The 13809-nt window shown below is 45.8% G+C and carries 13 protein-coding genes; 3 read left to right on the top strand and 10 right to left on the bottom strand.

All coding sequences use genetic code 11. From position 1 onward, the window contains the following. Position 1: 1 nt before the first annotated feature. Positions 2 to 529, top strand: coding sequence for a single-stranded DNA-binding protein (locus HMPREF2551_RS07730; protein ID WP_070838259.1), 528 nt, complete (start codon positions 2 to 4; stop codon positions 527 to 529). 232 nt (positions 530 to 761) lie between these two features. Here HMPREF2551_RS07730 and qatD read toward each other — a convergent pair whose 3' ends face one another. The 9 genes from qatD to argB all read right to left on the bottom strand — a co-directional run bounded on the left by qatD (position 762) and on the right by argB (position 10016). After that, positions 762 to 1493, bottom strand: a complete 732-nt coding sequence (gene qatD, locus HMPREF2551_RS07725) for a Qat anti-phage system TatD family nuclease QatD (RefSeq protein WP_070838257.1) — start codon at positions 1491 to 1493, stop codon at positions 762 to 764. Continuing rightward, complete coding sequence (qatC, locus tag HMPREF2551_RS07720; protein WP_070838255.1) at positions 1490 to 2806, bottom strand: Qat anti-phage system QueC-like protein QatC; 1317 nt, start codon at positions 2804 to 2806, stop codon at positions 1490 to 1492. Before qatC ends, qatD begins: the two co-directional genes overlap by 4 nt. Next, positions 2806 to 3546: a hypothetical protein gene (locus HMPREF2551_RS07715; RefSeq protein WP_070838253.1), complete on the bottom strand. Its 741-nt coding sequence runs from the start codon at positions 3544 to 3546 to the stop codon at positions 2806 to 2808. Before HMPREF2551_RS07715 ends, qatC begins: the two co-directional genes overlap by 1 nt. Positions 3547 to 3549: 3 nt before the next feature. Next, positions 3550 to 5316, bottom strand: a complete 1767-nt coding sequence (locus tag HMPREF2551_RS07710; RefSeq protein ID WP_070838251.1) for a KAP family P-loop NTPase fold protein — start codon at positions 5314 to 5316, stop codon at positions 3550 to 3552. 553 nt (positions 5317 to 5869) lie between these two features. Then, positions 5870 to 6577 carry an SIMPL domain-containing protein gene (locus tag HMPREF2551_RS07705; RefSeq protein ID WP_070838249.1) on the bottom strand — a complete coding sequence of 236 codons (708 nt, stop codon included), beginning with the start codon at positions 6575 to 6577 and terminating at the stop codon, positions 5870 to 5872. A gap of 112 nt (positions 6578 to 6689) precedes the next feature. Then, complete coding sequence (locus tag HMPREF2551_RS07700; protein ID WP_063068729.1) at positions 6690 to 7181, bottom strand: DUF1841 family protein; 492 nt, start codon at positions 7179 to 7181, stop codon at positions 6690 to 6692. Between the two features lie 100 nt (positions 7182 to 7281). Then, the gene (gene ftsB, locus HMPREF2551_RS07695; protein ID WP_003679613.1) at positions 7282 to 7557 is read right to left on the bottom strand and encodes a cell division protein FtsB; all 276 of its coding nucleotides are present in this window, start codon (positions 7555 to 7557) and stop codon (positions 7282 to 7284) included. Positions 7558 to 7580: 23 nt separating this feature from the next. After that, positions 7581 to 8867 carry a phosphopyruvate hydratase gene (gene eno / locus HMPREF2551_RS07690; protein ID WP_003746198.1) on the bottom strand — a complete coding sequence of 429 codons (1287 nt, stop codon included), beginning with the start codon at positions 8865 to 8867 and terminating at the stop codon, positions 7581 to 7583. A gap of 261 nt (positions 8868 to 9128) precedes the next feature. Next, positions 9129 to 10016 (bottom strand): acetylglutamate kinase, encoded by an 888-nt coding sequence (argB, locus tag HMPREF2551_RS07685; RefSeq protein WP_070838247.1) that lies wholly within the window; start codon positions 10014 to 10016, stop codon positions 9129 to 9131. A 174-nt stretch (positions 10017 to 10190) separates the two neighbouring features. Between argB and HMPREF2551_RS07680 the strand changes: the two genes are divergently transcribed. Further along, complete coding sequence (locus HMPREF2551_RS07680) at positions 10191 to 11321, top strand: M14 family metallopeptidase (RefSeq protein ID WP_070838246.1); 1131 nt, start codon at positions 10191 to 10193, stop codon at positions 11319 to 11321. 74 nt (positions 11322 to 11395) lie between these two features. Continuing rightward, positions 11396 to 12256 (top strand): prolipoprotein diacylglyceryl transferase, encoded by an 861-nt coding sequence (lgt, locus tag HMPREF2551_RS07675; protein ID WP_003746206.1) that lies wholly within the window; start codon positions 11396 to 11398, stop codon positions 12254 to 12256. A gap of 75 nt (positions 12257 to 12331) precedes the next feature. On the opposite strand, the gene trkA is transcribed toward lgt, so the two are convergent. Then, the gene (gene trkA / locus HMPREF2551_RS07670) at positions 12332 to 13744 is read right to left on the bottom strand and encodes a Trk system potassium transporter TrkA (RefSeq protein WP_003746208.1); all 1413 of its coding nucleotides are present in this window, start codon (positions 13742 to 13744) and stop codon (positions 12332 to 12334) included. Between the last annotated feature and the right edge of the window lie 65 nt (positions 13745 to 13809).

The following is a 13809-nucleotide window of genomic DNA, read 5'->3' as shown; positions in this document are numbered from 1 at the left end:
AATGTCATTGAATAAAGTTATCCTCATCGGCCGCCTCGGCCGCGACCCGGAAGTCCGCTATATGCCCAACGGCGAGGCCGTCTGTAATTTCAGTGTTGCCACCAGTGAAACTTGGAACGACCGTAACGGCCAACGCGTAGAACGTACCGAATGGCACAACATCACCATGTACCGCAAACTCGCCGAGATCGCCGGTCAATACCTGCGTAAAGGCAGCCAAGTGTACCTGGAAGGCCGCATCCAAAGCCGCAAATACCAAGGCAAAGACGGCATCGAGCGCACCGCTTACGACATCATAGCCAACGAAATGAAAATGCTCGGCGGCCGCAACGACAACAGCGGCGGCGCACCATACGATAACGGCTACAACCAAGGCGGTCATTCAAGCCAAAGCAGTTACCAACAAGCGCCACAACAGCAATACCAATCTGCCCCAGCTCAAGAACCCCCAGCAGCCCCAGCCCGTCGTCCTGCCCCGGCACAACCGACTGCTCCGGTTGATGATATCGACGACGATATTCCGTTCTAATCATTGAACAATACAAAAGGCCGTCTGAAAAATATACTTTCAGACGGCCTGAGACCTTTGCAAAATCCCCCAAAATCCCCTAAATGTCTTGGGGAGATTTAGGGGATTTTTACAAAGGTTTTTCGCTAAGTTTTCATGCGTAATCAATAAATCAGGAGGCGTTTATTTTTCAGACTGTCATATGACTGCCTTTCAAATCTCAATCTTCCTATATCCATAAGGAATAAGGGGGTTATATATGTTTAGAAACTAAGCTAAACAGATTTTGTCTCAATATATTCTCAGCTTCTGAAATATTCATCCCCCAAATATCTGCCAAGATTGCAATGGCAATATTGGCATTCCAGGGTAGTAAAGCTTGTGTTTTAAAATTCCCAAAAGGTCCATCAGTTTCAACCAATATTTTTTCTATTGGCATGATTTGGACCAACTCATAACCCTTTTTACTGCTTAACATTGCAGGTCCTACAGAAAAATAGCAGCCTATTTCAATCGCTCGTTTTAGCTGTTGTTTTGTGCCTGAAAACCAATGAAGGATTGGTAAATTACCATTTACTTGAATTAATTCATCTAGTACAGCATTTGCACTCATTCTAGAATGTATGCTTAATATTTTTCCCCCAGATTTTGCTGAGCTTCTTAAAATATGGCGAAAAACCTTTAATTGGGTTTCCCAATGTGTTTTAAACTCTTTTCCGCCATCCAGCCCAATTTCACCTACATAGCGAGTTTGGTTTAATAATTCATCAAACAAATCCAACTCCTGCCAACGTTCGTGAGCCAGTTGCGGATGCAATCCCAAGGCGGTACGAATACGAGGACAATCTTTTGCTAATGAACTTGTTCCATACCACGCTTTGGGTGTGGTTGTAACAGATAAAACATAAATATTTTCATCTTTACATCGTTTTGCAACGTATTGTGGATTAGTATATAAATCCAAATGGCAATGCATATCCATCATAATATTTGGTTCACTATTAAAAGTTGCTCCACTTCATCCAGTCCGCTCCTAAAAACATTTGCAAACTGATTTAGTTGTTGAGTGGGTAGTGGACCACTTTGTAAAACCCATTGATTGATATTGCGATGATTTTTTTGACGAATAGCACTTATTAAAGCAAATAAATCATCTCTTCTGTCCTGATTTATTAAAATTTGCCGAATATCATTAAATTCATATTGGGCATCATTGGTAATACCAGCATAATGCAGTGACGCTCTACGAATTAAGCATGGAACACAAACCCCACATTGTTGATTTTTGCGCTTCCAATGACTACACGAAACCGTATTAGGGATAATTTGCTGTAATAATAGTAAATTTCTGCATTCTGCTATCATTTGCCCTTTGGTTTTAAATTGATAAGGATTTTTTAAAGTAAAAGGGATATTGACTGCAGTGAACAATTTTTGTAATTCTTGGACAAAATAAGGGTGCGTGGTACGGGTACTCAAAGTACCCACTCTGCGTGGTGTTAAAGGTGTATTGATGGAAATAACCCCATTTTCGGGCACGAAAATATCAATTTCTTCTTGCACAACTTCCTGTAAGGCATAAGCTGATACAACTGCAAAAGCCAAAAAATTTAAACTCCTGGTTCGCATTGTGATTTCAGTGCTTTTTCCATTATTTAAATGTGGTTGTGCAATCGCATTAAATTGGGAAAATTGATTAATATAACCATTTTGGTTAAGTTGCTGAATAATGGCTTGCTGACGTGATTTATCACCTTTATAAGAATGACTAACTAAAACCGGTGAATGTCCCTGCTCCAATAAATCAATTACCCCAATTGCTGAATCCAACCCACCTGAAAATAAACAAACGCAGTCTTTATTTCTTAAATCTACCAATTTGGTTCTGCCACTTAATTTATAGGGCTGTGGAGGTAATTGTCCGCCTGCCTGAAAATCAAATTGCCAAATATCACCACTTAAAAAGTGTAAAATCTGTTCTAAATGAACTTTGTTTGCTTGCCAAATATCTGGCTGGCACAATGGTAAAGTGATAGAAAAGGAACGACACCAGCCATTTGCAGTATCTTTTCGCAAAACAAAAGTATCTGCCGCCGTTACTGCCATGGCAATGGTTAGAAAATCCATTACTTGGTTATTGAGTTTAATACCTAATCTTTTCACACTATCTAAAACCATATTACCGATATGGGCAATTTGTAGTTTTTTATTGCCCATTCCATACAAATGAACAGGTATTGTTCCATTTGGTAAGTTATTTAATTGATTGATGTCGTGATGAAAAACCAATTGAGTCATCAATAATCCTCCCATTCTTCCCAAATTTCCAAAATAGCTTGGTTTTGAATTTCTTGCATTTGTTTGTTTGTTAACTGACAAACATTATCCGTAAATTTAGGGGCAAGAGTAATATCTACCACTTCACGAATGAGTTGCCGTAAATCATTTTCTGCTTTGGCAATTTGCACAGGATCATCGCCTTTCTTCCAAGCCTTACCGGCATCATGTGCAATTTGCAGAAAAATACTTTCGGTTAAATAACAAACCATCATTCTACCAATGACTTCAGTGGTAATGCTATTTTCATCAAAAGTTATCATTCCTTCTAATGCTTCTGATAAAGCAATATTCATTGCAGAACGAATTTTGTCTGAATCACCGTGATGACCAGCCAAAAGTTCGGTAATTTGGTTGATGGCTTCATCGCAAGGCTGCCCATTTAAACTATGTAAATTAACCGAATATTGTTGTTGCTGGCTGCCTGAAAAAATACCAAATAAATCCGAACCTGCTTGGGTAGTTTTCCCCAACTTTTGGACGGCTGTATGCTTACCACCACTGGCTTTTCGTGCATAATGACCAAGTGCTTTACGTACATCATCACGTCCACCGCCTCGTACAGCCCTACCGATTGCTTGACGCAATCCCCTTAATCTCTGTGGGTCTGGTGTTTGAGTCGTTGCTTGGTTGTCATCAACCCAAGCCGGTAACAAAGGTGAACGACCATTTGGCCCCACGCTAGATTGTGAAGTACCCATTGCTTACTCCTGATACCAAGTTTCTCTTTTTAATCTTGTATTAAACCACGGCTGATTAACACCTTTATTTCTCAATTCAGCAATAAAGCGAGTTAAAATTTTTGCACCGTCTTCTGAATTTGCCGCTAGCAAACAAGCCCCTATAAAACCATCTGGGCTTTCATCCCAATTATCCAGTTTTCTTAATTGTTCAATCAATGCTTCCATAACGGAGATTTGTTCATCAATTGTTAATCCCTGAATAGCGTTTTGAGTATTTTGTGAGCCTGTTTTTGATTTAGTTACAAGTAAAATACTTAAAACATCTTGGGCTTTTTGAGAAAGTTGAGCAGTGTAAGTATTTAGCAGAATGGTTTCTCTAGATAAATAAATCGCAGCCCGCAAATCTACATTGGATAATTTGGGCTCTAATTTTACCCATTCTGTGATAAATGTTTGAATGGATTTATTTTCAGAGAGCTTTGATAGATTCTGCTCATTGTTATTTTCCAGTTCTTTTAATAATTCAGGTTTACCTTCTCCTTCATTAACAAGCTGATAAAATTTTGTTACTACATCAGAATCCACGCATCGCTCAAAAATAACCAGCTTGGTAATAATTGCTTCATCTAACGGCATTTGACGCTTGTCTGCGATTTTGGTACGCATCTTAATGGTATTTAAAATGCGTTTTACAATTCTGGGATTACCGTAAACATTAGGTGAATTTGCTAATAAGGGAGCTATTCTGTTTGCTCGTTCAAAATCTGACAAGAGAGCTTGATTATGTTGCTCTTCAATAGTTTTGGCCACATCTTCTGGATTTAAAGATTGACTTTTCCAAGATTGTTGCAAATGAGTTTCTAAAAATTGGCGTAAGCTTGCTAATTTTGCGGTTGGTATTTTTTGATGAATGGCGTACAGCATATATAAATATGCACGAATTTCAAGCACACCTGCTTTGGGTACATGAATAGGAATCTGAATGAGCTTGTCCAAATAATCAATTTGATGACGATACGACAAATCTTTGTAATGTTCGGCAACTGAATGGCGGATCATTTCCTCGTCAGCTGCGATAATAAAAGCTGTACGATTTAAGAATAAGAATAAACGAATGGCTTCTAATGTTTGAATAGCATTAGCAGGCAGGCAACGGTCAAGGTTATCAATCACAATAACCAACTTTTTGCCTAACTTCTGTAAGATTTCGCCATATTCTTTTCTGAACTCATCAATTTGTTTTGGTGGGGTTTGTTGTTCTTTGGATTTGATAAGATTTTTTTCTGAATCAACAATTTCTTTTACTGTTTCTACAACTTGCTTACTTTCCGTTTCATCTTGAATACCATCCAAAGCATTTTGAGCTGTTCCAAATATTTTGGATACCAAACCAAAAGTAGGTAAGCCTGCAGCTAAAGCAGCCCCCTCTGCAACCAAACCAGCTAAACGCAAGCCATCAATTCTTGCAAATAAATTTTTAGATTTTTCCCAAATAGTTTTATCATTTTTGGCAGCCTGAATCAAATGGCTGGCAATTACTTCTAAAAGTGCTGCTCTGGCATCATCAAACCCTTGATAAAGCCAAGCATCGAATTTAATTACAATCCACTCATCAGGCTTGATTTGTTGCTCAATTAAATTTAATAGAGAGGACTTGCCTGCCCCCCAGTTGCCAAAAACACCTATCGAAACGGGAAGCATAGCTTCAGTTTCTAATATTTCAGTAACAATTTGCGACACTTCGCCAAAATTGAGATAGTCTTCTTTAGATTCAGTATCTGACCACATTTAATTACCCTCATTTATAAAATAAAATTTTTTACATTTTACATATTTTTAGCAAACATTTTAATGTTTTTATAATGATAAGTATATAGAAAGTAGCAAGATTGGTGGATGAGTTATCGAAATTAAAAGATATTTGGAAAAGGGATGGAAGTGGAATAAAACAGATTAAACTACTATAATCAATAAGTGTAAAAAAAACAGCATATTCAAATTTAGCAATGCCTCTTATAGAGTTAAACGTGATAATTTCTACTATAACCTACCAGCTTTTCCTTCTTTCAATGATTTTATGGATAAACATTGTCAACTTGGTATCTCATAGCAAGCATATTGTGTAAAAATAAAATCTGAAATCTAATCTTTTCATACTTTATTTTTACATGATCCAGATTAAAAAGTGAATAATAATCAATTAATTATCTGATTTTAAATTAACTTTATAGTTTACATTTTACTATAAAATAGAAATAACCGTTCTAATCATTGAGCAATACAAAAGGCCGTCTGAAAAATATACTTTCAGACGGCCTTTAAAATGATTTAAAAGAAAATCCTACATTTGCACCGAGCCGCTGACGGTCAGGCTGATTTCTTCCGAACCGGGAGAGGCTGGTACGCCATCTTCTATTCCTGCAGCCATCTCTGCGATGGGGGCTGCCCGCAGCATTTTGGCGCGTGCAAAATCGCCGCCGACTTGACGGTTGCCGATGTGACCCAGGTTGAGTTTAACGATTTTGTAGCTGGAGAAGCCGAGTGTTTGGGCGAGGTTTTGGGCGCGGTCTTTGAAGCGCAGGATGACGGCCTTGCTTAGTTGGTCGACGGTTTCTTCGCGTTTTTCTTTGGATACGGAAAATGAGGAGTTCTCTAAAACGGCGATATTGATGCTGTCGGCAATCAGGCGGTTGAGTGCTTCAAAGTCTTTGCTTTCTACTTTGAAGTAGGCGTGTTCTTCCCAGCCGGTTTGGGTGCGTTTGCCGTTGGTGTATTGATAGCGCGGGGATGCGTTGCGCTCCATCAGCTCGGCTTTAAATTTGCTGTTTTGGGAGATTTTGTTGAACTGGTTGAATTTCTTCATGAAGGCTTGGTTGACGGCTTGACGGTCTTTACCTTCTGCGTTGATGCTGAAATGCGCGGTCATGGTATCCCGTGGCACTTCCATGTTGGCAGATTCGGAAAATTCAACGATGTTGTAGTTGAGGCTTTCTGCTGTAACGGGCAGGGAGGTGGCTAGGAGTAGGGCGGTAAGGGCTGGGCGGAGCATTTTGGTTTTCCTTGTAATGCGGATTTTAAAAAAGTAATTTAGCATGAAAGATGGAAACGTTAGCTTTGGCAAGCGTAAGGATTTTTATGGGTTGAGGCCGTCTGAAAAGAAGTTACTTTGTATCCATCAAGCCGACTTCATGGGGATTGAGGCGGGCTTTTTCTTCTTGGCCTAAGCCGACCAATTTCCGCAAGCGGGTCATGTAGGCATTGACGTCAAGGCCTCGTCCGTAGCGTTGTGCTTCCCAGATGGTTTCTGCCAAGGCTTCCATCATATCGTGTTCGGCTTTGACCCAGTCGCCGTTGTAACGGGCGCAAAGTTGTTGGTGGATGGCACGGATGCCCGGGGGCTGGTCGATGGCACTTTGCTCTTGTAGGGAAAGGTGTAGCGACATGTGCAGGAATGGGTTGCTTTCGCCGTCTTCGGGCAACCATTCTTTATCTAAATATTGTTCGATGTCTTCGAGATAGTGTCCGTATTCGGGATGGGCTTCGATGATGCGCAAAGCTTTTTGTTGCAGGCCGTCCAATTGGAGCGGTGCGAGCCTGTGTTGCCAGACGTGGGCAAAGAATCGGCGGACATCGTGGGTGTTTACGTCATACATGATGGGTGTGATTTGATTTTGGGATATGTGATTATATAGCGATTGCGATAAAAAAGGCCGTCTGAAAAATATGTTTTCAGACGGCCTTTGTTTGCAGGGTTTAGCGGCGGTCGATGATTCGGTAATACACTTCGCCGTCTTGGACATAGCCCAATTCGACGCGGGCAATTTCGGCGATAGCCTCTTGTCCGTGTGCCAAGTCTTCAACTTCCGCATTGAGGAAATTGTTGCGTAAAGTGAGCGTTTGGTTTTTTTCCTCCTGACGGACGAGCTGCTCCTGCAATTCTTCCGTATGCCCAACGCTGCCTTTGCCAAACCAAAGGCTGTACTGACAGCACAAAAGTGCGAAGGTTAAAACAAAAGTCACCCACTTCATACAATCAATATCCTATATTTTGCTTATTTGCCCAGTTGGTAGAATGCGGCTTTGCCGGGGTAGTAAGCGGCTTCGGCCAATTCTTCTTCAATGCGCAGCAATTGGTTGTATTTCGCCATGCGGTCGGAGCGGGACAGTGAGCCGGTTTTGATTTGCATACAGTTGGTGGCAACTGCCAAGTCGGCAATGGTGCTGTCTTCGGTTTCGCCGGAACGGTGGCTCATTACGCTGGCGTAGCGGTTGCGTTTGGCCAAGTCGACGGCTTGCAGGGTTTCGCTCAATGTACCGATTTGGTTGACTTTGACCAGCAATGCGTTTGCCACGCCTTTTTCGATGCCTTCGGCCAAGATTTTTGGATTGGTTACGAACAAGTCGTCGCCGACCAATTGAACTTTTTTGCCCAATTTTTCAGTCAGCAGTTTCCAGCCTTCCCAGTCGTTTTCGTCCATGCCGTCTTCGATGGAAATGATTGGGAATTCGTTAACCAGACCTTCCAGGTATTCGGCAAATTCTGCGCTGGTGTAGGAGCGGCCTTCGGCTTCCAGGTGGTATTGGCCGTCTTTGTAGAATTCGCTGGATGCGCAGTCCAGGGCAAACAATACGTCTTCGCCTGCTTTGTAGCCGGCGGCTTCGGTGGCTTCCACCATCAATTGCAGGGCTTCTTTGTGGCTGTTCAGGTTGGGTGCGAAACCACCTTCGTCGCCAACGGTAGTTGGGAAGCCTTTGCTATCGCACAGTTTTTTCAGTGCATGGAAAATTTCGGCACCGCAACGCAGGGCTTCGCGGAAAGATTTTGCGCCGACAGGCATGATCATGAATTCTTGGATGTTCAGGCTGTTGTTGGCGTGTTCGCCGCCGTTGATTACGTTCATCATTGGAACCGGCAGAGCCATTGGGCCTGCGCCGCCCAAGTAACGGTACAGCGGCAGGCCTGCATCTTCAGCGGCCGCGCGTGCTACGGCCATAGAAACGGCCAAAGTGGCATTGGCACCCAAGTTGCCTTTGTTTTCAGTACCGTCCAATTCGATCATGATTTGGTCGATATAAGATTGCTCGCTGGCATCGATGCCGATGAGGGCTTGCGCGATTTGGTTGTTAACGTGGTCAACGGCTTTCAATACGCCTTTGCCCAAGTAACGGGATTTGTCGCCGTCACGCAATTCCAAAGCTTCTTTTTGACCGGTTGATGCGCCGCTTGGTACGGCTGCACGGCCCATGACGCCGGATTCCAACAATACGTCACACTCTACAGTAGGGTTGCCGCGAGAGTCTAAGATTTCGCGTGCAAAAATATCAACGATTGCGCTCATGAATATCTCCAAATAGGATGGTAAAAGAAAAGTAGCTTTGTTACGCTTCAGACGGCCTTGAGGATGATTTCCGAAGTCTGATGAATGCAGACATTATACCGTCTTTGCCGGGCATGGCATCGGCGTCGGTATGAAACCGACTGTAAGTTTGTTTCACGTCAATATCGTTCAAACAAACATAAGCCGTATAGTGTAACATTTTTTACCCTTTTTAGGGTGAAAAGCTGATTAAATCAGGCATAAGGCCGTCTGAAAACCAGATTAGCCTTCGCCCAAAATCATCGAGCCTACGCCGTCATCGGTCAGTACCTCCAAGAGCAGGGCGTTGGGAACGCGGCCGTCTATGATGTGCGTGGCTTTGACGCCGCTTTTGGCGGCTTCGACGGCAGAGGCGATTTTAGGCAGCATGCCGCCGTACAGCGTGCCGTCTTCAATTAATTCGTCAATGCGGCTTGGCGTCAGGGTGGTCAATAATTTGCCTTCTTTATCCAGTACGCCGGGGATGTTGGTCATCATCAGCAGTTTTTCGGCTTGAAGTTTTTCCGCCAGTTTGCCGGCAACCAAGTCGGCATTGATGTTGAACGCTTCGCCGTTTTGGCCTACGCCGATGGGTGCGATGACCGGAATGCAGCCGCGCTCGACCAAGCCTTCCACCAAACGGGTATCGATGTCGGCCACTGTGCCGACTTGGCCGATGTCCACGCCTTTTCGCTCGGGCGTGTCGATCAGGAGTTTTTCCGCTTTGATGAAGTGGTTGTCCCGGCCGGTAATGCCGACGGCGCGACCGCCGAAGGAGGTAATCATGGAAACGATTTCTTTATTGACGTGTCCGCCCAAAACCATTTCTACGATGTCCATGGTTTCGCTGTCGGTGACGCGCATGCCTTGAACAAATTCTCCTTTTTTGCCGACTTTTTCCAGCATTTCATTGATTTGCGGGCCGCCGCCGTGAACGATGACGGGATGCAGGCCGATCAGTTTGAGCAGGACGACATCGCGTGCGAAGCCCTCTTTTAAGGCCGACTCGGTCATGGCGTTGCCGCCGTATTTGATGACGATGATGGAGCCGGAAAAACGGCGGATATAAGGTAAAGATTCGGCAAGGACGCGCGCTTTGATCGCAGAGGAGACAGATTGTTGCTGAGTCATGGTTTCAACCTTGTTTCATGATTTCGGCCTTTATCTTAATCCCAAAGGCCGTCTGAAACAATATTTCCAAGCGCTTGAAATCCTGTTAAATCAGTTAAATGGTTGAAACCAGCCTCATGCAAACGGTAAAATGACGGTTTGCTTCGGCCTCTTTGCCGATTACTAAGGATACCCATGATGAAAATCAGCACCCAATTCGATGCCGGTTCGGTCGTTGTCAAAGATTTGAGCAACCCTGCCGATATCCGTCTCGCCCTGCGTCCCGACAATGCTTCGGAGTTTGCCCAATGGTTTTACTTCCGTTTGCAGGGTGCGGCCTATCAAAACTGCGTGATGCATTTTGAAAATGCGGCGGACGCTGCGTATCCTTTGGGCTGGGAGGACTATCAGGCTTGCGCTTCTTACGACCGCCAAAATTGGTTCCGCGTGCCGACCAGCTATGAAAACGGCGTGTTGACCATCAACCATACGCCTTTGTCCAACAGCGTTTACTACGCCTATTTCGAGCCTTATTCCAACGAGCAGCATTTGAACCTTTTGGGCGATGCGCAGGGTAGCGGTTTGTGCCGTATCGACGACTTGGGCAGTACCGTTCAAGGTCGCGATATTAATCTGTTGACCATCGGCAACCAAGTCGAAAGCGACATGAAAGTCTGGATTATCGCCCGTCAGCATCCGGGCGAAACCATGGCGGAATGGTTTGTCGAAGGTTTGCTGGGCCGCCTGCTTGATCCGCAAGATCCGACCGCGCGCATGTTGCTTGACCGTGCGACTTTCTACATTGTGCCGAATATGAATCCGGACGGTTCGGTATTGGGCAATTTGCGCACCAATGCCGCCGGCGCCAACCTCAACCGCGAATGGGAAAACCCGACTTTGGAGCGAAGCCCCGAAGTCTTTACCGTCCGCGAAAAAATGATGGAAACCGGCGTGGATTTGTTCTTGGATATTCACGGCGATGAAGGCCTGCCGTTTGTCTTTGTGGCCGGTACCGAAGGCGTGCCGAACTACAACGAGCGCATCGAAGCTTTGGAAAACCAGTTCAAACTTGCGCTGCTCAATGCCAGCCCCGATTTCCAAGACGATTACGGCTATGACAAAGATGCGCCGGGTCAGGCGAATATGACTTTGGCGACCAACTGGGTCGGCAATCATTTCAACTGCCTTGCCTATACTTTGGAAATGCCGTTTAAAGACAATGCCAACCTGCCGGACGATGATTTCGGCTGGAACGGCCAACGCTCGCTGCGCTTGGGCGAGGCCATGTTGTCTGCTATTTTGAATGTGGTTGGCGATTTGCGTTAAACCGTCCGACACTGCATACAGGCCGTCTGAAAGTTCAGGCTTTCAGACGGCCTTTGAGATAAGGAACACACATTATGATGATACATCCCCAGTTTGATCCGGTGCTGATCAGCATCGGCCCGCTTGCTATCCGCTGGTATGCCTTGAGCTATATTGTCGGCTTTATCCTGTTTACGATTTTGGGCCGCCGCCGTATTGCGCAGGGCAATTCTGTGTTTACCAAAGAAACACTCGACGATTTCCTGACTTGGGGTATCTTGGGCGTCATCTTGGGCGGCCGTATCGGCTACGTTTTGTTTTATAAATTTTCCGACTATTTGGCCAATCCGTTGGATATTTTCAAAGTATGGGAAGGCGGCATGTCGTTTCACGGCGGCTTCTTGGGCGTGGTCGTTGCCATGTGGCTGTTTGGCCGCAAGCACAACATCAGCATTTTAAAATTGATGGATACCGTTGCGCCACTCGTACCGCTTGGCTTGGCTTCCGGCCGTATCGGCAACTTTATCAACGGCGAACTTTGGGGACGCGTGACCGAACTCAATGCTTTCTGGGCGATGGGTTTTCCGCAAGCGCGTTACGAAGATGCGGAAGCCGCGGCGCACAATCCTTTGTGGGCAGAATGGCTGCAACAATACGGCATGCTGCCGCGCCATCCTTCTCAGCTTTACCAGTTTGCCCTTGAAGGCATTTGCCTGTTTGTCATTGTTTGGATTTTCTCGAAAAAACCACGTCCGGCCGGACAAACAGCAGCATTGTTCTTGGGCGGTTATGGATTGTTCCGCTTTATCGCCGAATTTGCCCGCCAGCCTGACGACTATCTCGGCCTGTTGACTTTGGGCTTATCCATGGGTCAATGGTTGAGCGTGCCGATGATTGTATTGGGCGTGATTGGTTTTGTTTGGTTTGGCCGTAAAAACAGTGTTGCCAAAGCGTAAATAAAATAAAATAAAGGCCGTCTGAAAAGGTTTTCAGACGGCCTTTTTATGGCTTCAAGAGGATGGATTTTAGGCTTAACCGAAAAAGCCCATTTTGACTTGAATGAGTTTTTCCAACTCCGGCAGGACGCGGCGGCGTGAGACGAAGAAGATAATGTGGTCGCCGTCTTGGAGGATGGTTTCGGTATGGTGTCCCATGATGACCTCGCCGGTTGCGCCGCGGACAATGGCGGCAATGTAGCAGTCGCTCGGCCATTTGATGCCGCTGATGCGGCGGCCGACGATGGCGGAAGTGTTTTTATCGCCGTGTACCACCACTTCGATGGCTTCGGCCGTGCCGCGGCGCAGGGGGTGGACGGCAACGATGTCGCCGCGGCGGATGTGGGCGAGGATGGAGCCGATGGTAATCAGGTGGGGGGAAACGACGATATCGATTTTGTTGCCTTCGAGCAAATCGACGTAACTTGAGCGGTTGACGATGGTGATCACGCGTTTGGCACCAAGGTTTTTTGCCAACAGGCTGGACATGATGTTGTTTTCGTCATCGTTGGTCAGCGCGCAGAAGACGTCGATTTCGTCGATGTATTCTTCGTCCAGCAGGGTTTCGTCGGTGGCGGAACCTTGCAGGACGAGGGTGTTGTCCAGATTTTCAGCCAGCCATTCGGCACGGTGGGGTTTGTATTCGATAATTTTGATGTCGTATTTGGATTCGAGCTGCTTGGCGAGGCGGTAGCCGATGTTGCCGCCGCCGGCGATCATGATGCGGCGGGTACGCGCTTCTTTCGGACGCAATTCGCGCATGATGGCTTCCACGCTGTTGATGTCGGCGGCAAACAGGACTTCATCGCCTTCGATGATGACGGTTTGCGGGGTGGGGACGATCAGGCGGTTGTTGCGGTAGATGGCGCAGATTTGGCAGTCCACGCCTTCGAGCAGGTGTTGGTTGATGTCGGCAATTTCACGGCCGATCAGCAAACCGCCTTTGCGGGCTTGAACAATCACCATGCGCACTTTATCGTTGGCGAAACTGAGTACCTGCAATGAGCTGGTGTAGTTGAGCAGGCCGACGAGTTGTTCGGTAACCAGTTGTTCGGGGCTGATGGTTTCGGTAATGCCGAAGATGTTGAGGCTGCCTTCTTCGGGGTTGTCGCTGCCGTCAACCGGATATTCAAGGTATTCGCTTGAGCGCACGCGTGCGATGCGGCTGGGGATGTTGAATAGGTCGGCAGCGATTTTGGAGGCGACAATGTTGGTTTCGTCGCTGCGGGTCAGGGCAAGCAGGAGGTCGGAATCTGCTGCGCCTGCCTGTTCGAGGGTAAAGGGCGATGCGCCGTTGCCGACGATGGTTTGGACATCGAGACGGCTGCTGATGCGGTTGAGCGCTTTTTCGTCGATGTCGATGATGGTAACGTCGTTGCTGGGAACGGAGGCGAGGTTTTGGGCGACGGTCGAGCCGACTTGGCCGCTGCCGAGAATGAGTATTTTCACGGTAATCGAGTGTGTTCGGTAAAAATGAAATTGTAACAAAAGGCCGTCTGAAATTGGAGTTTCAG

Source organism: Neisseria sp. HMSC066H01 (assembly GCF_001837375.1).
GTDB lineage: Bacteria > Pseudomonadota > Gammaproteobacteria > Burkholderiales > Neisseriaceae > Neisseria.
The sequence above is the reverse complement of the archived record's forward strand: the minus strand, read 5'-3'. Positions and strand labels throughout refer to the sequence as shown.

What these genes read in the sequence shown, in the direction of transcription:
- HMPREF2551_RS07730 (WP_070838259.1), top strand. Translation starts at nt 2, where the DNA reads ATGTCATTGAATAAAGTTATCCTCATCGGCCGCCTCGGCCGCGACCCG.
- qatD (WP_070838257.1), bottom strand. Translation starts at nt 1,493, where the DNA reads ATGATGGATATGCATTGCCATTTGGATTTATATACTAATCCACAATAC.
- qatC (WP_070838255.1), bottom strand. Translation starts at nt 2,806, where the DNA reads ATGACTCAATTGGTTTTTCATCACGACATCAATCAATTAAATAACTTA.
- HMPREF2551_RS07715 (WP_070838253.1), bottom strand. Translation starts at nt 3,546, where the DNA reads ATGGGTACTTCACAATCTAGCGTGGGGCCAAATGGTCGTTCACCTTTG.
- HMPREF2551_RS07710 (WP_070838251.1), bottom strand. Translation starts at nt 5,316, where the DNA reads ATGTGGTCAGATACTGAATCTAAAGAAGACTATCTCAATTTTGGCGAA.
- HMPREF2551_RS07705 (WP_070838249.1), bottom strand. Translation starts at nt 6,577, where the DNA reads ATGCTCCGCCCAGCCCTTACCGCCCTACTCCTAGCCACCTCCCTGCCC.
- HMPREF2551_RS07700 (WP_063068729.1), bottom strand. Translation starts at nt 7,181, where the DNA reads ATGTATGACGTAAACACCCACGATGTCCGCCGATTCTTTGCCCACGTC.
- ftsB (WP_003679613.1), bottom strand. Translation starts at nt 7,557, where the DNA reads ATGAAGTGGGTGACTTTTGTTTTAACCTTCGCACTTTTGTGCTGTCAG.
- eno (WP_003746198.1), bottom strand. Translation starts at nt 8,867, where the DNA reads ATGAGCGCAATCGTTGATATTTTTGCACGCGAAATCTTAGACTCTCGC.
- argB (WP_070838247.1), bottom strand. Translation starts at nt 10,016, where the DNA reads ATGACTCAGCAACAATCTGTCTCCTCTGCGATCAAAGCGCGCGTCCTT.
- HMPREF2551_RS07680 (WP_070838246.1), top strand. Translation starts at nt 10,191, where the DNA reads ATGATGAAAATCAGCACCCAATTCGATGCCGGTTCGGTCGTTGTCAAA.
- lgt (WP_003746206.1), top strand. Translation starts at nt 11,396, where the DNA reads ATGATGATACATCCCCAGTTTGATCCGGTGCTGATCAGCATCGGCCCG.